A 20,940-nucleotide genomic window follows, 5' to 3' on the forward strand; every position below is an offset into this window, starting at 1 on the left:
GCAGTCGACGCCGACCAGGACGAGGGAGTACCGCCGCGTGTCATCGCAGACCGCTGTCACCAGCACCGACGCCAGCACCGACGCCAGCGCCGACGGGCAGATCGACGCGCTCGTCGACCTCCTCGGCGTCGACGAGAAGGCCGCCCTCGTCGTCGGCGCGTCCATGTGGGCGACCCGCGCCGTCGAGCGGATCGGGCTCGAGCCCGTCGTCATGTCCGACGGTCCCGTGGGGGTGCGCGACCCGTACGGCCGCGGCACCTCCGCGATGCTGCCCGCGCCGTCGGCACTCGCGGCCACGTGGGACGTCCGCCTCGCGCGCCGGGCGGGGGAGCTGTTCGCGGCGGAGGCCCGCCGGCACGGGGTCGACATGGTCCTGGCGCCGCAGGTCAACCTGCAGCGCACGCCCGTCGGCGGTCGGCACTTCGAGTGCTACTCCGAGGACCCGCACCTCACGGCCGAGGTCGCCGTCGCGCTCGTCGGCGCGGCGCAGGACCGGGGCGTCGGGATGTGCGTGAAGCACTACGTGGCCAACGACTCCGAGACCGACCGCACCCGCTACCTCGCCCGCGTCGACGAGCGGACGCTGCGCGAGGTGTACCTGGCGCCGTTCGAGCGGCTCGTCGCCGCCGGTGCGTGGAGCGTCATGGGCGCGTACAGCGGGGTCGACGACGGCAGCACCGCCGCGCCCGCCCTCGAGCACCGCCCCCTGCTCACCGGCGTGCTCAAGGACGAGTGGGGTTTCGACGGTCTGGTCGTGAGCGACTGGGTGGCCACGCAGTCGGTGGTCGCGGCCGCGCGCGGCGGGCTCGACCTGCAGATGCCCGGCCCGGACGGGCCGTGGGGGGACGGCCTGCTCGACGCCGTCCGGTCCGGCGAGGTGACGGTCGCCGAGCTCGACGACAAGGTGCGCCGGCTGCTGCGTCTCGCGCACCGCGTCGGGCGGCTCCCGCTGCCGGGCGGCGGCGGCGCCGTCCCGGCGGCCGCGGCCGAGGACCCGGCGCCGCTGCTGCGCGAGCTCGTCGCCCGCTCCGTCGTCGTGCTCAAGGACGACGACGGCACGGTGCCGTTGGTCGACGCGGACGACGGCGCCGGTCCGCTGCGCGTCGCCCTGCTCGGCGCGCACGCGATGGAGCCGTTCTTCCAGGGCGGGGGCTCGTCGTTCGTGGTGCCCGTCCGCCTCACCTACCCCGCGGACGCGCTGCGCGACGCGCTCCCGGCGCGAGCGGTCGTGGACGTGGTCGCAGGGTCGCGCGTGCTGCGCAACCCGCCGGCCGTCGACCTCGCCCGCTGCACCGACCCCGTGACCGGCGCGCCCGGCGTGCGGCTGGAGTGGCTCGGGGCCGACGGCACCGTGCGCCGCGCCGAGACCCGGACCGCCTGGGACGGCTGGTGCGCCGACGTCGGCCCCGACGACGCCACCCTGCGGCTCACCGCCCACGTGCGCACCGACGAGCCGGGCACCCACGAGCTGGGGGTCGGCACGGTGGGCGTGCACCGGGTCACGGTGGACGGCCGGACGGCGTCCGCGGGGGACGTCGTCGTCGACGAGGACGTCATCCTCGCCTCGGGCCACAACCACCCCCTCGCCGCGACGCTGGCCGTCGAGGGCGGCGCCGGCGGCGCCCTGCTGGAGGCGGAGCTTCAGGTGGTGCACCCCGTCGGCTACGACCGGTTCGTGCGCGGTGCGCTGGTGCACCGTCTGCCCGGCCCGTCGGCCGAGGACGAGCTGGCGGCCGCGGCCGCCGCGGCCCGGGAGGCGGACGTCGCCGTCGTCGTCGTGGGCACCACGCCCGAGGTCGAGTCCGAGGGCTACGACCGTGCCGACCTGGCGCTGCCCGGCAACCAGGACGAGCTGGTGCGGCGCGTGCTGGCCGCCAACCCGCGCACGGTGGTCGTCGTCAACGCGGGCGCGCCCGTGCTGCTGCCCTGGTACGACGAGGCCCCCGCGGTGCTGTGGGCCTGGCTTCCCGGCCAGGAGGCGGGCACCGGGCTCGCGGACGTGCTCACCGGCGTCACCGAGCCGTCCGGCCGCCTGCCGTGGACGCTGCCCGCGCGCGCCGAGGACGTCCCGGTGCCGCACGCGATCCCCGTCGCCGGCGTCGTCGAGTACGCCGAGCGGCTCGACGTCGGCTACCGGGCCTGGGAGCGGCGGCTCGGTGCCGGCACGGGCCCCGGTGGCCCGGCGCCCGCCGCCCCCTTCGGCCACGGCCTCGGCTGGACGACGTGGGACTACGAGGCCGCGGGCCTCGCCGCCCCCGGGCTCGCCCCGGGCGACGCGGACGTCGTCGTGCGCGTGACGGTGCGCAACAGCGGCGCGCGGCCCGGGCGCGAGGTCGTGCAGGTCTACGTGACCCCGCCGCCCGGCACGGCGGACACCGATCCCGCACGGCCCGTGCGCTGGCTCGGCGGCTTCGCCGTCGTCGACGCCGCGCCGGGGGAGCGCGCCACCGCCGAGGTGCGCGTGCCGCGCCGCGCCCTCCAGACGTGGGACACCGCCGCCGGCGGCTGGACCACCCCGCCCGGCACCTACCGGCTCACCGCGGGCCGGTCGGTGCGCGACCCGCGGCTCGACGTCGACCTCGTCGTCGCGCCCGACACCCAGTCCTGACCATCCAGCACCGATCACCCGATCACCCACCCAGCGCCCCGCCATCGGCGGCGGGGCTCGTGCAAGGAGGCACACCGTGAGAATCCGCAAGCTCAGCACGGCGGTCGCGAGCGCCGCGGTCGTGGCCATGCTGGCCGCGGCGTGTGGCGGCGGCACCGGCGGGAACAGCCCGTCCGCCTCTTCCGGCGGCGTCGGCACCGAGACCCTGACCGTCGGCATGCCCAACGGTGTGCAGACGGAGAACCAGTCGCCGTTCGCGACCGGCTCGTCCGCGCTCTCGCTCGGCTACGCGTTCGTCATCTACGAGCCGCTCATGATGCGCAACCAGGCGAAGCCGTCCGAGGACCCGGAGCCCTGGCTGGCCGAGAAGATCGAGTGGAACGAGGACTACACGCAGGCCGTGATCACGCCGAGGTCGGGCGTGACCTGGTCGGACGGCGAGGACTTCACCGCCGACGACGTCGCGTTCTCGATCCAGCTGCGCATCGACCACGAGGGCCTCAACGCGGCCGCGCTGCCGTACGACAAGGTCGAGTCCGACGGGACGACGGCGACGGTGTCGTTCACGGCCCCGCAGTACGTCAACCAGTCCAAGCTCTACGACCTGCTCATGGTCCCGGAGCACCTGTGGAAGGACGTCGAGGACCCGACGACCTTCACGAACACCGAGCCGGTCGGGACCGGCCCGTACACGCTCGAGTCGTGGACGCCGCAGGCCGCGACCGTCACGGCGCGCGACGACTACTGGGGCAGCCGGCCCAAGGTACCCGAGATCCGGTACTCGTCGTACAACGACAACAACGCGCTCACCACGGCCCTCACCACCGGCGAGGCGCAGTGGGGCTGGACGTTCATCGCCGACTACGAGAACGTCTACATCGCGCAGGACCCGGAGCACTACCACCAGTACGCGGCGGCGGGCCTCGGCATCGACGCGCTCTTCCTCAACAACGAGAAGAAGCCGTTCGACGACGTCGCCTTCCGCCGGGCGCTCAACATGGTGATCGACCGGCAGGAGCTGGTGGACGTCGCCACCTCCGGCGTCAACCCCCCGCTGACCAACGCCACCGGCCTGCCGCTGCCCGCCGGCGAGCCGTACCTCTCCGACGCCTACGCGGACGCCGACCTCGCCGTCGACGTGGAGGGGGCCAAGGCGCTGCTGACCGACGCCGGCTACACCTGGGAGGGCGAGAAGCTCGTCGACCCGGACGGCGAGAAGGTCACCTTCGAGCTCACCGACCCTGCCGGCTGGAACGACTACCTCACCGCGCTCGACCTCATCAAGAACGCGGCCGCGACGCTCGGCGTGGACGCCACGGTCAACCCGGTGAACCAGGACGGCTGGTTCGCCGACGTCGTCCCGCCGGGCGACTTCCAGGCCACGCTGCACTGGACCGACGGCGGCGCCACCCCCTGGGACATGTACTCCGACCAGTTCGACGGCGCGCAGTACAAGAAGCTCGGCGAGCCGGCCACGTGGAACTTCGGCCGCTTCCAGGACGACGCCGCGACGAAGGCGTTCGCCGACTACGCGGCCGCGACCGACGACGCCGCGCGCGAGGCCGCGATGGACACCATCCAGCAGGTCTACGTGGAGCAGGTGCCGGCCATCCCGATCTGGTCGCGACCCGCCACCGCGCAGTACTCCTCGCTGAACTACGTCGGCTGGCCGTCGGAGGACGACCCGTACAACCAGCCGCAGCCCACCGGGGTCCAGGCGGCCCAGATCGTCATGCACCTGGAGCCCGCGTCCTGATGTCCCTCCACACCACCACCCCCGGGGCGCCGGCCGGCGCCCCGGGGGGCACCCCCCGCACCGACCCCGGCGCGCCCGTGCTCGAGGCCGTCGGGCTCACCAAGCACTACCCGGTCAAGGGCGGCGGCCGAGGCTCCGGGCGCGGCGCCGTCGTGCACGCCGTCGACGGCGTGGACCTCGCGCTGCACGCCGGCCGCGTCGTGGCCCTCGTCGGCGAGTCCGGCTCCGGGAAGTCGACCGTGGCGCGGCTGCTCGCCCAGCTCCAGCCCGCCACCGCCGGACGGTTGCTGCTCGGCGGTACCGACGCGCGGGCGCGCGGACGGCGCGCCTTCCGCCGCTACGTCAACCGCGTCCAGATGATCTTCCAGGACCCTTTCGCGTCCCTGAACCCGGTGCACCTCGTGCGGTACACGCTCACCCGGGCGCTGCGCATCCACCGCGGCCGCCTGCGCGGGGACGAGCTGGAGCGGGCGCTCGCCGAGCTGCTCGAGCGCGTGCACCTCACGCCCACCGAGCGGTACGTCGACAAGTACCCGCACGAGCTGTCCGGCGGGCAGCGCCAGCGCATCGCCATCGCGCGGGCGCTCGCCGCCGACCCGGAGGTGCTGCTGGCCGACGAACCGATCTCGATGCTCGACGTGTCCATCCGGCTCGGGATCCTCAACCTGCTCGCGGACCTCCGCGACCGGCTGCACCTGGCCATCCTCTACATCACGCACGACATCGCCTCCGCGCGGTACTTCGCCGACACCACCCTCGTGATGTACGCGGGGCGCGTCGTGGAGTCGGGGGACAGCGAGTCGGTCACCCAGGACCCGAAGCACCCGTACACGCGGCTGCTCCTGGCGTCCGCCCCCGACCCCGAGGACCTCGCTGAGCGGCCCGCGGGCGCCCCGCGCGGCGAGCCGCCCAGCCTGGTGCGGCCCCCGTCGGGCTGCCGCTTCCACCCGCGCTGCCCGTTCGCCACCGACCTGTGCGCCGCCGAGGCGCCGCCCCTGCTCGACGTCGGGCACGGGGCGGGCGGCGAGCCGCGGCAGGCCGCCTGCTGGGGCTACGCCGACCGCGCCGACGCCCCGGCCGTGCCGCGGACCGCGACGCCGACGGGAGGGGGCGCGTGAGGTTCGTCCTGCGCCGCGCGGCCTTCTACCTGTTCACCGCCTGGGCCGCGATCACCATCAACTTCTTCGTGCCGCGCCTGCTGCCGGGCGACCCGGTGACCGCCCTCATGGGGCGCATGCAGGGCCGGATCGACTCGAACGCCGAGGAGTCGCTGCGCGTCCTGTTCGGGCTCGACCAGGACATGTCCCTGTGGGACCAGTACGTGCACTACTGGCAGATGCTGCTGCACGGCGACCTCGGGCTGAGCTTCACCCACTTCCCGACACCGGTGGCCGACATCGTCACGCAGGCCCTGCCGTGGACGGTCGGGCTCGTGGGCATCGCCACGGTCATCGCGTTCCTGCTCGGGACGGCCGTGGGCACCGGCATCGGCTGGCGGCGCGGCACCTGGGCCGACTCGCTGCTGCCGATCACGACGTTCTTCTCCGCCGTGCCGTACTTCTGGCTCGGTCTCATCGCCATCGCGGTGTTCGCCGTGAACCTCGGCTGGTTCCCGTCGAACGGCAGCTACGACCGCGGCATGGTGCCGTCGCTGAGCTGGGAGTTCGTCGGCTCGGTGATCTACTACGGCACGCTGCCGGCGCTGACCATCGTCGTGTCGTCGATCTCCGGCTGGATCCTCGGGATGCGCAACATGATGGTCACCGTCTCCAGCGAGGACTACGTCACCGTGGCCCACGCCAAGGGGCTGCCCGCGCGGGCGGTCGTCGTGGGGTACGCGGCGCGCAACGCGATCCTGCCGCAGGTCTCCAGCTTCGCCCTGGCCCTCGGCTTCGTCGTCGGCGGCACGCTCGTCATGGAGATGGTCTTCAGCTACCAGGGCATCGGCTACACGCTCTACCAGGCGGTCTCCACCCACGACTACCCGCTGATGCAGGGCTGCTTCCTCGTCATCACGCTGTCCGTGCTGGTCGCCAACCTCGTGGCCGACCTGGCGTACGCGGCGCTCGACCCCCGCACCCGGCAGGAGGGCTGACATGGCCACATCGACCACCGCGATCGAGGTCGCGGCACCCACGGGGCCCGACGACGTCGGGCAGGGCGTCGCGCGCCCCGGCCGGCGCCGGCGGCTGCTGTTCCTGCGCAACTCCAAGGCGCTCGTCGGCATCGTGATCCTCGTCTTCTTCGGGATCCTTGCCGTCGTCGGGCCGTGGATCGCGCCCTACGACCCCGACCAGGTGAGCACAGCGCTGCTGCAGCCGCCGTCCGGCGCGCACTGGCTCGGCACCGACCACACCGGGCGCGACATCCTGTCCCAGATCATCGTCGGCACGCGCGGCGTGCTCGTCGTCGGGCTGGTCGCCGGGCTCGGGGCCACCGCGCTCGGCGTGATCGTCGGCGTGACGGCCGGGTTCGTCGGCGGCCTCGGCGACGAGGGGCTCTCGGCGCTGTCGAACGTGTTCCTCGTCATCCCGCAGCTGCCGCTGATCATCATCATCGCGGCGCAGCTGCCCAGCGCCGGCGGCATCACGGTGGCGCTCGTCATCGGCGTCACCGGGTGGGCCTGGGGCGCGCGCGTGCTGCGCGCCCAGACCCTGTCGCTGCGCAAGCGGGACTTCGTCGAGGCCGCGCGGGCCACGGGCGAGCGCACGTGGCGCATCGTGCTGGCCGAGGTGCTGCCGAACCTCACGGCGATCATCGCGGCGGGCTTCGTCGGCACCGTGACGTTCGCCGTCCTGAGCCAGGTGACCCTCGCGTTCATCGGCATCACGCCGGTGAGCGAGTGGAACTGGGGCACCATCCTGTTCTGGGCCCAGAACAACCTGGCGCTGCAGCGCGGCGCGTGGTGGTGGTTCGTCCCCGCCGGCCTGTGCATCGCCCTGCTCGGCATGGCGCTCACGCTGATCAACTTCGGCATCGACGAGCTGGTCAACCCGCGCCTGCGCAGCACCGGCATGCACGCCCGCACCCTGCGCCGCCGCGGCATCCGCCCGCGCGTCGGCTTCACCCCGGTGGTGAGGCCGACGGGGCCCGGGGTGCGCGACGTCGGGCGCCCCGCCCTGCACCACGCACCGCACACCGAGGAGGAACGATGAGCGAGCCCGTGCTGGAGATCCGCGACCTGCACGTGGACTACGGCTTCGGCGACGACCCGACGCACGTGCTGCGCGGCGTCGACCTCACGCTGCACCGCGGCGAGGTGCTGGGGCTGGCGGGGGAGTCGGGCTGCGGCAAGTCGACCCTCGCGTACGCCGCGACCCGGCTGCTGCCGCCGCCCGGCCTCATCGCCGGCGGGGAGGTGTGGCTCACCGACCGCGACGGCCGGCGCAGCGACGTCCTCGGCCTCACCGACGCGCAGCTGCGCGCCGCCCGCTGGCGCGACGTCGCCATCGTGTTCCAGGGCGCGATGAGCTCCCTCAACCCGGTCTTCCGGATCGGGCGGCAGCTCACCGACGGCATCCGGGCACACCGGCCCGGGCTGTCGCCCCGGGACCTCGAGGCGCGGGCCGCGGAGCTGCTCGAGATGGTCGGCATCTCCGCCGACCGCCTCCGCGCGTACCCGCACCAGCTGTCCGGCGGCATGCGGCAGCGCGTGATGATCGCGATGGCGCTCGCCCTGGAGCCGCAGGTGCTGCTCATGGACGAGCCGACGACGGCGCTCGACGTCGTCATGCAGCGGCAGATCCTCGAGCAGATCATGGAGCTGCGCGACCGGCTCGGGTTCTCCGTCGTGCTCATCACCCACGACGTCTCCCTGCTGGTCGAGGTCGCCGACCGCATCGCGATCATGTACGCGGGGGAGATCGTGGAGGAGGCCACCGCGCAGGAGGTCTACCGCAGGCCCCGGCACCCCTACTCTTCGGGGCTGCTCGGGTCGTTCCCGCCGTTGCACGGCCCCCGGCGCGAGCTGTCCGGCATCCCCGGCGCCCCGCCCGACCTCCAGCGGCTCGGCGCCGGCTGCCCCTTCGCGCCGCGCTGCCCGCACGCGATGGATGTGTGCCGGCAGGTGCGCCCCGTGCTGGGGCCGCCGAGCACGGGCGAGGACCGGCGCGTCGCGTGCCACCTGCACGACGCCGACCTGGTGGGCGCGGGCGCGCCGTCCGGCCTGCCGCCGGAGCTCGCCCGCTGAACCCTCCGTCGCCGCCCGCGGCGGCCTGCGCCCGCCGACGAGATACCCCAGGGGCGTATGAAGTTCGGCAAACTGGGCAAAGGTGCCCTTGGAGGGCTAGATCGGCGCCTGACCTGCCGCTATGTTCCACGCAGTCTCGACGGAGGGTGGTGTGCGCGTGGGCGCAGGAGTGCGGCGGAGGATGGGGGCGATCGGCGCGATGCTGACGCTCGCCCTGGTGTCGACCGGGCTGGCGGTGCCGACGGCCGTGGCCGACGTCGAGCAGGACAGCACGGTCATCGCACCCGCCGCCGAGCGGTGGTGGGCGGGCCAGGACGTCACCATCGACGTGGACGTGACGCGCGACGGTGCGCCGGGAACCGGGTACGTCGCGTGGCTAGAGGACGGCCACGCCGCGTACCGCTGGCGTGCCCCGTTGACGGACGGGCGCGCCACCATCGTGATCCCGAGCATGTACCTCCAGTCAGGTCGGCACACGGTCGAGGTACGGCACCTCGAGACGCCCGCCGCGGTCGACCCTGAGACCGGGCAGCTCCGGTACACCTCGTCCGACTCCGTCGAGTTCGAGGTCGCCACACCCGCGACCCCGGTCCTGGGTGCGGCGTCGTGGTACTACGGCGACGAGCACGACCTCCGGTTCGACCTCACCGGTACCGACGAGCCGCGCGACGGAACCGTGGGCGTCGTCTTCGAGGAAGGCGGCCCCGAACGGTCCGCGACGCTGGTGGACGGCGTCGCCACCTTCGCCCTCGACGGCACGGAGGTGAGCGGCGGCACGAACCTCAAGCTGACGCACACGAGCCCGACGGGGGCGCACGTGTCGAGCTGGACCGTCGGCGTCTACGCCAGGCGCAAGCCGGTGACGGTGAGTGCGACCGTGCCCTCCGCCGTGCGGGTCACCTCGCAGGTCGTCATCCCGGTCCGTGTGACGTCGTCGCACGGGACCCCGGAGGGTCGCGTCTACGTGGAGCGCGACATGGACGACATCCTGACCTCGGCGACCCTGTCCGACGGCCGCGCGACGCTCCGCTTCCCGGCGAGCAGACTCCCGCTCGGCAACAACCCCTTGGTGGTCCGGTTCAACGGGGCGCCGGAGTACGAGCAGAAGAGCCGGTCGTACCAGGTCGACGTCCGCCCGCGCGCCACGTCCGTCGCGGTGTCGACCGGGAGGACGTGGACCTACGGCAAGGGGCGTCGGATCGCTGTGACGGTCTCGTCGCCCGGCGCCACGCCGACGGGCCGGGTCGAGCTGTGGTCGTACGGCAAGAAGCTGCGCACCGGCACGCTCGCCAAGGGGAAGGCGTCCCTGTACGTCCCCGCCACCCGGGTGGAACCGCACGACGGCGACAGGCAGTCCATGGTGGTCAAGTACGTCGGGCCGTCCACCTTCGAGCGGTCGCAGCGGTCCTGGAGCCAGAAGGTCGCCGAGGCGCGGCCGAAGGTCACCTTCCGCATGGACCGTCGGTCCTTCCCCGCCGACTGGTCGGACCGGCGGTCGGTCCGCGCGACCGTCACGGTCACGACGGCGGGCCTCCCGGAGCGGGGCCGGCTGTGCCTCTGGACGCGCGACCCGCAGTCGCGCCACTCCAGGTGGGCCGGCTGCTGGACCAACTGGTCGTGGAAGGTCGACGACGGGCGGCGGACCATCCGGGTGCCCGGGGTGCTGCTGGCGGGCTCGCCCGGGAAGTCCTTCATCAAGGTCGAGTACATCCCCAAGGACCCCAACGTCCGCCAGGTCTTCTCCAACACGGTCACCCTGCGGCACACCGCCCCGTAGCGCTGAGAGGTCCCCACCCCGCGCATACGTTTCCGACACACCGGAGTCGGTAGCGTGGTCCCGTGCTCACGGAGACGCGCCCTCAGACGCCGCCGACCCCCTCGCAGGGGACGGCGGGCGTCGGTGCGCCGATCCTGCCGGTCGGCGCGTGGCGCGGACCGCGGGCCGTCCCGCAGGCGCGGACCGCGCCGCGGGTCGCGGCCGCGGTGGTCGCCGTCCTCGCCGCGTTCGGGGTGTGGCTCACCTGGCGGCTCTTCGTCGGCACCACGGCCGGACAGCGGGTCGACGAGCTCGCGTTCCTCGGCGCCACGCACGGCCAGGGTCGCCTGTGGCGCGTCGCCGAGCCGGTGCTCGACGTCGTCTCCGTGGCCTTCGTCGTGGCGGGGGTCGGGGCGGCGATGCTCGTCGCCCTGGTGCGGCGCCGCTGGGCGCTGGCGCTGCAGGTCGCGGTGCTCGTGGGCGGTGCGAACGTCACGACGCAGGTGCTCAAGCACGGCGTCCTCGACCGGCCCGAGCTGCTGCCCGGGTGGACCGGGCCCAACACGCTGCCCAGCGGGCACACCACCGTCGCGGCGTCGGTGTCGGTCGCGCTGCTGCTCGTCACGCCGCGGGCCTGGCGACCGGTGGTCGCGATCCTCGGGGCCGCCTACACGGCGGCCACCGGCGTCTCGACGCTCGTGGGGCAGTGGCACCGCCCGTCGGACGTCGTCGCCGCGCTGCTCGTCGTCCTGGCGTGGGGGGCCGCCGTGTGCGCATTCACGCCCGCGTCGTCGACGGACGAGCCGCGCCGCCCGGGCGGGTCGTACGCGGCGCCCGCGTCGTACGTCGTCGCGGGCCTGCTGCTGGCCGCGTCGGCGGTCGGCGTCGTCGTCTCCGGGGGCACGCTGGTGGGGCTCGTCACGAACGGCGACCCGGTGCCCCTGTCGCCGGACCTCACCGCGTACGCGGCGGGCGCCCTGGGCGTGCTCGCGGTGACCGCGGCGGCGTTCGCGGCGCTGCTCGTGCTCCGCCAGCTCACCGCGCAGCCCCGCCGCACGTCTCGGTAGAGTGCCGCCCGGCGGCCGTGTCGGGGAAGTGACGAGCAGATGTCGTACCGTGACATGACCGGTCGGCCGGCCACCATCACCACCTCGGCAGCACGCCGCCCGCACCGCCGCAGCACCAGGGAAAGCAGGAACGGATGCCCCAGCCACGCAAGCTCGTGATCGTCGAGTCGCCCACCAAGGCCCGCAAGATCCAGGGCTACCTCGGTGACGACTTCGAGGTCGAGGCGAGCGTCGGGCACATCCGCGACCTTCCGCAGCCGCGCGACCTGCCGACGGACATGAAGAAGGGCCCGTACGGCAAGTTCGCCGTCGACGTCGACAACGGCTTCGACCCCTACTACGAGGTGCACGCGGACAAGAAGCAGAAGGTCCGCGAGCTGAAGAAGGCCCTCAAGGAGGCCGACGAGCTCTACCTCGCCACCGATGAGGACCGCGAGGGCGAGGCCATCGCCTGGCACCTCATCCAGGAGCTCAAGCCCAAGGTGCCGGTCAAGCGGATGGTGTTCCACGAGATCACCCGCGAGGCGATCCTGCGTGCGCTGGAGAACACCCGCGAGCTCGACGAGGACCTCGTCGACGCGCAGGAGACCCGCCGCATCCTCGACCGCCTCTACGGCTACGAGGTGTCGCCGGTGCTGTGGCGCAAGGTGCGCCAGGGCCTGTCCGCGGGCCGCGTGCAGTCCGTCGCGACGCGGCTCGTCGTGGAGCGGGAGCGCGAGCGCATGGCGTTCGTCCCCGCCGACTACTGGGACGTCACCGGGCAGTTCGCGCCGACCGAGGGCGACGACGCCGGGCAGGCGTTCCGCGCCCGCCTCACCGGCCTCGGGGCCGACCGCGTGGCGTCCGGCCGGGACTTCGACGACCGCGGCCGCCTCAAGGTGCGCACCGGTGTGGTCCAGCTCGACGAGGCGTCGGCGCGCGCCGTCGTCGCGGGCCTCGCGGACGCCGCCTTCGCCGTCCGGTCGCTCGAGACCAAGCCGTACTCCCGCAAGCCTGCCGCCCCCTTCACCACCTCGACGATGCAGCAGGAGGCCGGCCGCAAGCTCCGCATGAGCGCGCGCCAGGCGATGCGCACCGCGCAGGCGCTGTACGAGAACGGCTACATCACCTACATGCGGACCGACTCGCCGTCGCTGTCCGCGGAGGCGACCGACGCCGCGCGCCGGCAGGCGGCCGAGCTGTACGGCCCGGAGTACGTGCCGGGCGCCCCGCGCCTGTACGCCTCCAAGAACAAGGGCGCGCAGGAGGCGCACGAGGCGATCCGCCCCGCGGGCGACTCGTTCCGCACCCCCGCCCAGGTGGCCCGCGAGATCTCCGGCGACCAGTTCAAGCTGTACGAGCTGATCTGGAAGCGCACCGTGGCCTCGCAGATGGCCGACGCCAAGGGGTCGACGGCGTCCGTGCGCCTCGCGGCCTCGCTGGCCGACGCCGCGGGCGGGCTCGCGGGCCGCGACGCCGTGTTCTCGGCGTCCGGCACCGTCATCACCTTCCGCGGCTTCCTGGCCGCGTACGAGGAGGGCACGGACGTCGCCGAGGGCGACGGCGCCGGCGCGTCGGGCAAGGACGCGCGGCTGCCGCGCATGGCCGAGGGCGACCCGCTGCGCGGCGACGACCTCGCCGCCGAGGGGCACTCGACCACCCCGCCCGCCCGCTACACCGAGGCGTCGCTGGTCAAGGCGCTGGAGGAGCTCGGCATCGGCCGCCCCTCCACGTACGCGGCGACGATCTCGACGGTCCAGGACCGCGGCTACGTGCGCACCAAGGGCCAGGCGCTGGTGCCGACGTGGCTCGCGTTCGCCGTCGTGAGGCTGCTCGAGGAGCACTTCCGCTGGCTGGTCGACTACGACTTCACGGCCGAGATGGAGGCCGACCTCGACCAGATCGCGTCGGGCAGCCGCGACCGCGTGGCGTGGCTGACGCGGTTCTACTTCGGCGACGGCTCGGGCGACAGCACCGGCTGGGGCCTGCACGAGCTGGTGGAGAACCTCGGCGAGATCGACCCCGTGGCGATCAACTCGGTCGAGATCGGTGAGGGCATCCGCGTGCGCGTGGGCCGGTACGGCCCGTACGTCGAGGACCTGGGCGCCGAGGTGGCGGAGGGGGAGAACCCGCCGCGCGCGTCCATCCCCGACGACGTCGCCCCCGACGAGCTCACGGTGGCGAAGGCTCGCGAGCTCCTGGCCGCGGGCGCGGAGGACGGCAAGGTGCTCGGCACCGACCCGGTGTCCGGGACCGAGATCATCGCGAAGAACGGCCGCTACGGCCCGTACGTGACCGAGGTGCTCGACCTGCCGGAGATCGACCCGAGCCTGTCAGCGGCGGCGCAGAAGAAGGCGAAGGCCGCGCAGCCGAAGCCGCGCACCGGGTCGCTGCTGAAGTCGATGACGCTCGAGACGGTGACGATCGACGACGCCCTGAAGATCCTGTCGCTGCCGCGCGTGGTCGGCACCGACCCGGAGTCGGGCGACGAGATCACCGCGCAGAACGGCCGCTACGGCCCGTACCTCAAGAAGGGCACGGACTCGCGGACCATCGCGTCGGAGGAGCAGCTCTTCACGATCACGCTGGACGAGGCGCTGAAGATCTACGCCGAGCCCAAGCGCGGCCGGGGCGCCCGCGCGGCCACCCCGCCGCTGCGCGAGCTGGGCGAGGACCCGACGAGCGGCAAGCCGATCGTGGTCAAGGACGGCCGCTTCGGCGCGTACGTCACCGACGGCGAGACCAACCGGACGCTGCCTCGCGACCTGACGCCCGAGAGCATCACGCCCGAGCGGGCGATCGAGCTCCTGGCGGAGAAGCGGGCCGCCGGCCCGGCCAAGAAGCGCACGACGACGCGCAAGCCGGCCGCGAAGAAGCCCGCGGCGAAGAAGTCCACCGCCAAGAAGTAGCGCCCCGCCACGAGGGCGGGGGTCAGTCCTTGCGCTCGACGAGGTACACGTGGCCGTCGGGGCGCGTGACGCGCTGCAGCGAGCTGCGGAGCGCGGCGTCCCGGGCCAGGTCCTCCGCGCTCGGCGGGATCGGCGGCGTGCGCCGGATGGACGCGGGCCCGAAGAACCGCAGCAGGCTCTCCGTGACCTTCATGCCCCAGGTCCGGTCGTCGTCCTCGCGGCGTGCCATGACACTCCCTCGCAAAACTTGGCGGGCCAACCATTGGTGCGCCAACTATATGTCGAACCGTAGGGTGGGCGCATGGACCTGCCCGCCGACCCGCTGCGCCTCGAGGCGCAGGTGTGCTTCTCGCTCTCCGCGGCCGCCCGGGCGATGGTGTCGATCTACCGCCCGATCCTCGAGCCGCTGGGTCTCACCCACCCGCAGTACCTCGTGATGCTCGGGCTGTGGCAGGACGACCGCGCCGGCGCGACGACGACGGTCACCGGGCTGAGCGCGCGGCTCCTGCTCGACCCGGGCACCCTCTCGCCGCTGCTCAAGCGGCTGGAGCGCCAGGGGCTGCTGGAGCGGCGCCGCGGCTCCGGCGACGCGCGCGTCGTCGAGCTGCACCTCACCACCCCCGGCCGCGCGCTGCGGGACCGGGCGGAGGAGGTGCCGGCGAAGGTGGTCGCGGCGAGCGGGCTGAGCCTGGTCGAGCTGGAGCAGGTGCGCGACGTCGCGAACCGGGTGGTCGCGGCGTCGCTCGGCGCCCCCGCATGAGATCGAGACGCCCCGCCGAGGTCGAGGCGGGAGGCTCGAGGTCGAAGTCCGTGACATCGACTTCGAGCGCTCGCCTCGACCTCGCGCCCCGGCGGGTACCGTGTCGGCCATGACCGACGTCACACCTGCCTCGTTCGCGCCCGGCCTCACCACCGACGACCTCGCCGGGACGGTGCCCGACCCGCGGACCGCGCCGGCCGTGCGCTGGGGCGTGCTCGGCGCCGGCAACATCGCCGGGTCGTTCTCCGACGGCGTCCGGCAGCACACGGCGGCGGCCGTCGTCGCGGTGGGCTCGCGCGACGTCGCCAAGGCGGAGGCGTTCGCCGCCGCGCACGCCCCGGGCGCCCGGGCGCACGGCGACTACGACGCCCTGGTGACCGACCCCGACGTCGACGTCGTGTACGTCGCGACGCCGCACTCGCACCACCATGAGCACGCGCTGCTGGCGATCCGCGCGGGCAAGCACGTGCTCGTCGAGAAGGCCTTCACCCAGGACGCGGCGCAGGCGCGCGAGGTGCTCGACGCCGCCCGCGAGGCCGGCGTCTTCGTCATGGAGGCGATGTGGACGCGGTTCCTGCCGCACGTTGCGGCGCTGCGGGGCGTGATCGCGCGCGGCGAGATCGGCCGCGTCGTCGGCGTGATCGCCGACCACGGCCAGCAGTTCCCCTTCGACCCGGCCCACCGGCTCTACGCGCCCGGGCTGGCCGGCGGCGCGCTGCTGGACCTCGGCGTCTACCCCGTCTCCTTCGCGCAGGACCTGCTCGGCGCGCCCGAGACCGTGACCGCCGTCGGCGCGCTCACCGAGACGGGCGTCGACGGCCAGATCGGCATGGTGCTCGGCTACCCCGGCGGCACGCAGGCCACGCTGTCCACCACGCTGTGGGCGCGCACCGCCAACACGGCCGTGATCTCGGGCACCGAGGGGCGCATCGAGGTGGCGCGCACGTTCTACGCGCCCACCTCGTTCACCGTCGAGAGGCACGACGGCGCCACCTGGGCGTACGACGGCTTCCGCGGCGAGGGCAAGCAGTACCAGGCGGCCGAGGTGGCCCGCCGGATCGCGGCGGGGGACGTCGAGAGCCCGCGGATGTCGTGGGACGGCACGCTCGAGGTCATGCGCACCATGGACGACGTCCGTCGCCAGGTGGGCGTCGTCTACCCGGGGGAGTGACCGGGGGGCTCGCGCCCGTCAGCGCAGGTCGCCCGGCACCAGACGGCGGCCGGAGACCTCGCTCGGCGTGATGCGGACCCAGATGGTCTTGCCGTCCTCGAGGTAGCTGACGAGTCCGGTCGCGCGGGCCTCCTCCAGGTCCTCCTCCCGCTCGAGGACCTGCGCGCGGCCCTTGACCACGACGCTCCACGCCCCGTCGTCGCCGATCTCGTCGGCCTCGAACGCGACGCGGGGGCTGATCGTCACCTCGGCGAGCTTGGTGCCGGGCTGGGTGCGCAGGAAGATGCGCTGGCCGGCGACCGCGAAGCTCACGGGGAAGATCTCGGGCTCGCCGGCCACCGACGTGGCCAGCCGGCCGGTCTTCTGCCCGGCGAGCAGCGCCCAGCACTCTTCCTCGCTGAGCACGGTCTGGGAGGGTTGCGGCTGGGTGGACATCGAACCTCCTGCGTGTCGAGGGATCACTGCCATCGTGCCCCCGCACCGAGCCGGGCGCTACGGCGGGCGGCGGTGTCGTCGGTCACGGCTAGGGTGTCGGGAGTGAGCAGCGCACCCGGGTACTTCGTCTCGTTCGAGGGCGGCGACGGCGCCGGCAAGACCACGCACGTGCGCCTGCTGGGCGACTGGCTGCACGAGGTCACCGGCCGTGAGGTGGTCGTGACGCGCGAGCCGGGCGGCACGGACCTGGGGGCCACGCTGCGCCGGGAGGTGCTGCACGGCGAGGACCTGGACCCGCGCACGGAGGCCCTGCTGTACGCGGCGGACCGTGCCCACCACGTCGCCACGGTGGTGCGGCCGGCGCTCGGGCGCGGGGCCGTCGTGGTGACCGACCGCTACCTCGACTCCTCGGTGGCGTACCAGGCCGGAGGCCGGGAACTGTCGGAGGAGGAGATCGAGGCGCTCTCCCTGTGGGCCACGGCCGACCTGCTCCCCGACGTCACCGTGCTGCTGGACCTCGACCCGCTGGTCGGGGCCGCCCGGTTGTCGGGCGAGCCGGACCGGCTGGAGAGCGCGGGGGACGAGTTCCACCGCCGCACCCGCGACACGTTCCTGCGGCGGGCCGCCGCCGACCCCGAGCGCTGGGTCGTGGTGGACGCCTCGGCGAGCCTGGACGACGTGCAGGCGCAGGTGCGCGTCGACGTCGCCGCCCGGCTCGACCTCACGCCCGTGGTCGAAGAGGCCGCGTCGTCGGGGGAGGGCCTCGAGTGAGCGTGTGGGACGACGTCGTCGGGCAGCCGGACGCCGTCGCCACCCTGCTCCGCGCGGCCACGGAACCGGCCGCGATGACGCACGCGTGGCTGCTCACCGGCCCGCCCGGCTCGGGCCGGTCGGTCGCGGCGCGGGCGTTCGCCGCCGCGCTGCAGTGCACCGGCACCGACGGCGAGACCGGCGGCTGCGGGAGGTGTCACGCCTGCACGACGACGCTCGCCGGCACGCACCCGGACCTCACGGTCGTCGCCACGGACAAGGTCGTCATCACCATCGACGAGGTGCGCGACCTCATCATGACCGCGGCGCGGACGCCGTCGTCCGGCCGGTACCGCGTGATCGTCGTCGAGGACGCGGACCGGATGGCCGAGCGCACCACGAACGTGCTGCTCAAGGCGATCGAGGAACCCCCGCCGCACACCGTCTGGGTGCTGTGCGCCCCGAGCGCGCAGGACGTGCTGCCCACCATCCGCTCCCGCTGCCGCGGCGTCGTGCTGCGGGTGCCGCCGGCCCGGGACGTGGCGGACCTGCTGGTGCGCCGCGACGGCGTCGACCCGGCGGTCGCGCTCACGGCCGCCCGCGCCGCGCAGTCGCACGTCGGTCTGGCGCGGCGCCTCGCCCGCGACGCCGACGCGCGCGAGCGCCGTGACGCCGTCCTCCAGATCGCGCGGCGCATCCGCGGCGTCGGGGACGCCGTCCTCGCGGCGGGGGAGCTCGTGGACGTCGCGAAGGCCGAGGCCGTGGCGGCCACCGCCGAGCGCGACGCCGTCGAGAAGGCGGAGCTGATGCGCGCCCTCGGCGTGCAGGACGGCGACACCCTGCCGCCCCGGCTGCGCTCGCAGCTCAAGCAGCTCGAGGACGACCAGAAGCGGCGCGCCACGCGTCGGCAGCGCGACGTGCTCGACCGGTCGATGGTGGACCTGCTGTCCCTGTACCGGGACGTGCTCGTGGTGCAGCTGGGCGCCACGGTCGAGCTCGTGAACGCCGAGCACGACGGCTCCGTGCGCGCGCTCGCGGCGGACTCGACGCCCGAGCAGACGATCCGCCGGATGGACGCGATCGGCGTCGCCCGCGAGCGGCTCGAGGGCAACGTGGCGCCGCTCCTGGCGCTCGAGGCGATGGCCGTCGCGCTCCGCCCCCAGGGCTGACCACCCCGCGCGTGTCCCTGCGGCGACAGTTGCCTCATCACCCCTTCATGCGGTGAGGTGTTCCGCGGCGGGGGCCATGGTGGCCCCGCGACCAGACTGGGGGTTGGCATGAGGATCCTGCTGCTCGTCTCGGCGTTCAACGGGCTCACGCAGCGCGTGTGGGGGCACCTGGCGGACCGGGGCCACGACGTGGGCGTCGAGCTGGCGCCGGCATTCGGCTCGCCGGAGGAGCTGACGGCGCGGGTCGAGGAGATCGGCCCGGACCTGGTCCTCGCGCCCTTCCTCAAGCACCGCGTGCCCGAGGACGTGTGGCGGCGGTGGACCACCGTCGTCGTGCACCCGGGCCCCGTGGGGGACCGCGGCCCCTCCTCCCTGGACCACGCGATCCTCGACGGCCGCGACCGCTGGGGCGTGACCGCCCTGTCCACGGTGGAGGAGATGGACGCCGGCCCCGTGTGGGCGACGTCGACGTTCGCGCTGCCCACGGGTCAGCAGGCGCCGATCGCCAAGAGCGCCCTGTACAACGGGCTCGTGGCGGACGCCGCGCTCGCGTGCGTCGAGGAGGTGCTGCGCAAGGTCGCGGCGGGGGAGGAGCCGACGCCCGCCGACCGCCTCGAGCGGGAGGTGCCGGGCACGGGCGAGCTGCCGCTGCTGCGCCGGGCCGCGTTCGAGCTCGACCTGTCCCGCCCCGCCGCCGAGCTGGCGCGCACGATCGCCGCGGCCGACGGCGCGCCCGGCGCCCCCGTGACCCTGCAGGGCGCGCGCTTCTGCCTGTTCGACGCCGTGGCCGTCCCCGAGCCGGTGGACCCGCTGGCCGCCCCCGGCACGGTGGTGGGGCGCGACGAGGACGCCGTGGCGATCGCCACCGGTGACGGCACGCTGTGGGTCGGGTACGCCGCGACCCTGGCCGAGAAGCGCGGCACCAAGCTGCCCGCGTCGTGGGTGCTCGACGTCGCCGGGGTGCCCTTCCGCCCGGCGCCGGCCGCCCTCGCGGAGTCCGTGTACGAGCGCGACGGCGACGTCGGCTACCTCACGATCCGGTCGTACAGCGGCGCCATGCACACCGCCCAGTGCCGCCGGCTGACCACGGCCGTGGAGAAGGCGCTCACGGAGGACACCCGGGTGCTGGTGGTGCGCGGCACCGAGCACGCGTTCTCCAACGGCATCCACCTGGGCGCGATCGAGGCGGCCGTCGACCCGGCCGCGGAGGCGTGGGCCAACATCCGCGCCATCGACGACCTGTGCGAGGCGATCGCCTCGGCCGACCAGCTCACCGTGGCCGCGTTCACCGCGAACGCCGGGGCCGGCGGCGTGATGGCGGGCCTGTGCGCGGACGTCGTCGTCGCGCGCGACGGCGTGGTGCTCAACCCCTACTACGACATGGGGATCTTCGGCTCCGAGCTGCACACGTGGACCGTCGCGTCCCGGCTCGGCGAGGTCGACGCCGACCGGCTGCTCAGCGACAAGCTGCCGGTGTCGGTCGCGGAGGCGGCGCGGACCGGCCTGGTGGACGCCGTGGGCCCACGCGACCCGGAGCGGTTCGCCGGGTGGCTGGCCGATCGCGCCGCCGCGCTGGCGACGCCGGAGGGCCGCGCGGAGGCCGCCGCGGCCGCCCAGGTGCGTGCACCCCGTCGCCCGCTGTCGTACTACCGGACCATCGAGCTCGCCGAGATGGCGCGGGACATCTTCGACGACCGGCGCGGCTTCGCGGCCAAGCGGCGGGACTTCCTGCGCAAGGCGGCCCCGCAGGAGACGCCGGAGCGGTTGCGTTTCACGGACGTCCGCGAGACGGTCGCCCCGTGACGGCTCGCCCCCTCCGCGCTCTCCGTGGCCCGCTGCTGGTGGGCGCCGCGGCCGCTCTCGCCGTGCTCGTGACGGCCTGCGCGTCCGGTGGTTCGCCGGGAAGCGGGCCGACGTCCGGGTCGCCCGCCCCGGCGTCGCCGTCGTCGAGCCCGTCGCCCAGCCCGTCGGTCAGCCCGGCACCGTCCGACGGCGCGGCCGCGCCGGCGCCCGGGGAGCACGCGCGCGGCCTGCCCGAGGGCGCGGAGGGGACGTTCGACAGCCCCGCCGGCGTCGCCTGGTCGCCCACGCCCGGCGTGCTGCTGGTCGTGACGTACGGGTCGAGCACGTGCCCGCGCCTGGCCGAGGCCGAGGCAGGCTGGGACGACGCGCACGAGGCGGTCGTCGTCGGCATGGTCGAGCCGGAGCCGGGCCCGTGCACGATGGACTACGCCCCGACGACGAGCGCCGTCGCCGTCCCGCCGGACGCCGACGCGGGGACGCCCGTGACCGTGCGCCTCGGCGACCTGGGCGAGGTCGAGGTGTCGCCGCGTGCGAAGGACGCCACCGCGGGCCCGGTGGCCTGGGTCCCGGCCGCGGGCTGAGCGCGTC

17 protein-coding genes are annotated in these 20,940 nt (G+C 74.3%); 15 read left to right on the forward strand and 2 right to left on the reverse strand.

Features of this window, described 5'->3' with window-relative positions:
* The first annotated feature begins 37 nt into the window (after positions 1-37).
* The 9 genes from ACH443_RS01675 (at position 38) to topA (ending at position 14,264) form a co-directional block, all read left to right on the forward strand.
* Positions 38-2,608 carry a beta-glucosidase gene (locus tag ACH443_RS01675; protein WP_430589291.1) on the forward strand — a complete coding sequence of 857 codons (2,571 nt, stop codon included), beginning with the start codon at positions 38-40 and terminating at the stop codon, positions 2,606-2,608.
* Positions 2,609-2,684: 76 nt separating this feature from the next.
* Positions 2,685-4,364 carry an ABC transporter substrate-binding protein gene (locus ACH443_RS01680; RefSeq protein ID WP_430589292.1) on the forward strand — a complete coding sequence of 560 codons (1,680 nt, stop codon included), beginning with the start codon at positions 2,685-2,687 and terminating at the stop codon, positions 4,362-4,364.
* Positions 4,364-5,482: an ABC transporter ATP-binding protein gene (locus ACH443_RS01685; protein WP_430589293.1), complete on the forward strand. Its 1,119-nt coding sequence runs from the start codon at positions 4,364-4,366 to the stop codon at positions 5,480-5,482. Before ACH443_RS01680 ends, ACH443_RS01685 begins: the two co-directional genes overlap by 1 nt.
* A complete protein-coding gene (locus ACH443_RS01690; RefSeq protein ID WP_429765906.1) occupies positions 5,479-6,459 on the forward strand; it encodes an ABC transporter permease in 981 nt (326 codons plus the stop codon). Before ACH443_RS01685 ends, ACH443_RS01690 begins: the two co-directional genes overlap by 4 nt.
* A gap of 1 nt (position 6,460) precedes the next feature.
* Entirely contained in the window at positions 6,461-7,519 is a 1,059-nt protein-coding gene (locus ACH443_RS01695; RefSeq protein WP_430589294.1) for an ABC transporter permease, read from the forward strand.
* Positions 7,516-8,553, forward strand: coding sequence for an ABC transporter ATP-binding protein (locus ACH443_RS01700; RefSeq protein ID WP_430589295.1), 1,038 nt, complete (start codon positions 7,516-7,518; stop codon positions 8,551-8,553). The genes ACH443_RS01695 and ACH443_RS01700 overlap by 4 nt, the downstream gene beginning before the upstream one ends.
* Before the next feature lie 181 nt (positions 8,554-8,734).
* Complete coding sequence (locus ACH443_RS01705; RefSeq protein WP_430589296.1) at positions 8,735-10,330, forward strand: Ig-like domain repeat protein; 1,596 nt, start codon at positions 8,735-8,737, stop codon at positions 10,328-10,330.
* Positions 10,331-10,392: 62 nt separating this feature from the next.
* A complete protein-coding gene (locus ACH443_RS01710) occupies positions 10,393-11,376 on the forward strand; it encodes a phosphatase PAP2 family protein (protein WP_430589297.1) in 984 nt (327 codons plus the stop codon).
* Between the two features lie 134 nt (positions 11,377-11,510).
* Positions 11,511-14,264 carry a type I DNA topoisomerase gene (gene topA, locus ACH443_RS01715; protein ID WP_430589298.1) on the forward strand — a complete coding sequence of 918 codons (2,754 nt, stop codon included), beginning with the start codon at positions 11,511-11,513 and terminating at the stop codon, positions 14,262-14,264.
* 22 nt (positions 14,265-14,286) lie between these two features.
* Here the strand turns inward: topA and ACH443_RS01720 are convergent, their stop codons facing one another.
* A complete protein-coding gene (locus ACH443_RS01720) occupies positions 14,287-14,493 on the reverse strand; it encodes a hypothetical protein (protein ID WP_429736341.1) in 207 nt (68 codons plus the stop codon).
* A 72-nt stretch (positions 14,494-14,565) separates the two neighbouring features.
* Between ACH443_RS01720 and ACH443_RS01725 the strand changes: the two genes are divergently transcribed.
* Positions 14,566-15,024: a MarR family winged helix-turn-helix transcriptional regulator gene (locus ACH443_RS01725; protein WP_429765896.1), complete on the forward strand. Its 459-nt coding sequence runs from the start codon at positions 14,566-14,568 to the stop codon at positions 15,022-15,024.
* A gap of 109 nt (positions 15,025-15,133) precedes the next feature.
* Positions 15,134-16,195 carry a Gfo/Idh/MocA family protein gene (locus tag ACH443_RS01730; protein WP_429765895.1) on the forward strand — a complete coding sequence of 354 codons (1,062 nt, stop codon included), beginning with the start codon at positions 15,134-15,136 and terminating at the stop codon, positions 16,193-16,195.
* 18 nt (positions 16,196-16,213) lie between these two features.
* Here the strand turns inward: ACH443_RS01730 and ACH443_RS01735 are convergent, their stop codons facing one another.
* On the reverse strand, positions 16,214-16,630 hold the full coding sequence (locus ACH443_RS01735; RefSeq protein ID WP_429765893.1) for a pyridoxamine 5'-phosphate oxidase family protein: 417 nt from the start codon (positions 16,628-16,630) through the stop codon (positions 16,214-16,216).
* A gap of 102 nt (positions 16,631-16,732) precedes the next feature.
* Between ACH443_RS01735 and tmk the strand changes: the two genes are divergently transcribed.
* From tmk to ACH443_RS01755, 4 genes are all read left to right on the forward strand, one after another.
* A complete protein-coding gene (tmk, locus tag ACH443_RS01740) occupies positions 16,733-17,401 on the forward strand; it encodes a dTMP kinase (RefSeq protein WP_430589299.1) in 669 nt (222 codons plus the stop codon).
* Complete coding sequence (locus ACH443_RS01745) at positions 17,398-18,549, forward strand: DNA polymerase III subunit delta' (RefSeq protein ID WP_430589300.1); 1,152 nt, start codon at positions 17,398-17,400, stop codon at positions 18,547-18,549. Before tmk ends, ACH443_RS01745 begins: the two co-directional genes overlap by 4 nt.
* A 108-nt stretch (positions 18,550-18,657) precedes the next feature.
* The gene (locus tag ACH443_RS01750) at positions 18,658-20,352 is read left to right on the forward strand and encodes an enoyl-CoA hydratase-related protein (RefSeq protein ID WP_430589301.1); all 1,695 of its coding nucleotides are present in this window, start codon (positions 18,658-18,660) and stop codon (positions 20,350-20,352) included.
* On the forward strand, positions 20,349-20,933 hold the full coding sequence (locus tag ACH443_RS01755) for a hypothetical protein (RefSeq protein WP_430556465.1): 585 nt from the start codon (positions 20,349-20,351) through the stop codon (positions 20,931-20,933). The genes ACH443_RS01750 and ACH443_RS01755 overlap by 4 nt, the downstream gene beginning before the upstream one ends.
* The last annotated feature ends 7 nt before the right edge of the window (positions 20,934-20,940 follow it).

This window comes from Isoptericola sp. NPDC019571, assembly GCF_044389385.1.
Lineage (GTDB): Bacteria > Actinomycetota > Actinomycetes > Actinomycetales > Cellulomonadaceae > Isoptericola > Isoptericola nanjingensis.

What these genes read in the sequence shown, in the direction of transcription:
- ACH443_RS01685 (WP_430589293.1), top strand. Translation starts at nt 4,364, where the DNA reads ATGTCCCTCCACACCACCACCCCCGGGGCGCCGGCCGGCGCCCCGGGG.
- ACH443_RS01695 (WP_430589294.1), top strand. Translation starts at nt 6,461, where the DNA reads ATGGCCACATCGACCACCGCGATCGAGGTCGCGGCACCCACGGGGCCC.
- ACH443_RS01700 (WP_430589295.1), top strand. Translation starts at nt 7,516, where the DNA reads ATGAGCGAGCCCGTGCTGGAGATCCGCGACCTGCACGTGGACTACGGC.
- ACH443_RS01705 (WP_430589296.1), top strand. Translation starts at nt 8,735, where the DNA reads ATGGGGGCGATCGGCGCGATGCTGACGCTCGCCCTGGTGTCGACCGGG.
- topA (WP_430589298.1), top strand. Translation starts at nt 11,511, where the DNA reads ATGCCCCAGCCACGCAAGCTCGTGATCGTCGAGTCGCCCACCAAGGCC.
- ACH443_RS01720 (WP_429736341.1), bottom strand. Translation starts at nt 14,493, where the DNA reads ATGGCACGCCGCGAGGACGACGACCGGACCTGGGGCATGAAGGTCACG.
- ACH443_RS01725 (WP_429765896.1), top strand. Translation starts at nt 14,566, where the DNA reads ATGGACCTGCCCGCCGACCCGCTGCGCCTCGAGGCGCAGGTGTGCTTC.
- ACH443_RS01730 (WP_429765895.1), top strand. Translation starts at nt 15,134, where the DNA reads ATGACCGACGTCACACCTGCCTCGTTCGCGCCCGGCCTCACCACCGAC.
- ACH443_RS01735 (WP_429765893.1), bottom strand. Translation starts at nt 16,630, where the DNA reads ATGTCCACCCAGCCGCAACCCTCCCAGACCGTGCTCAGCGAGGAAGAG.
- ACH443_RS01750 (WP_430589301.1), top strand. Translation starts at nt 18,658, where the DNA reads ATGAGGATCCTGCTGCTCGTCTCGGCGTTCAACGGGCTCACGCAGCGC.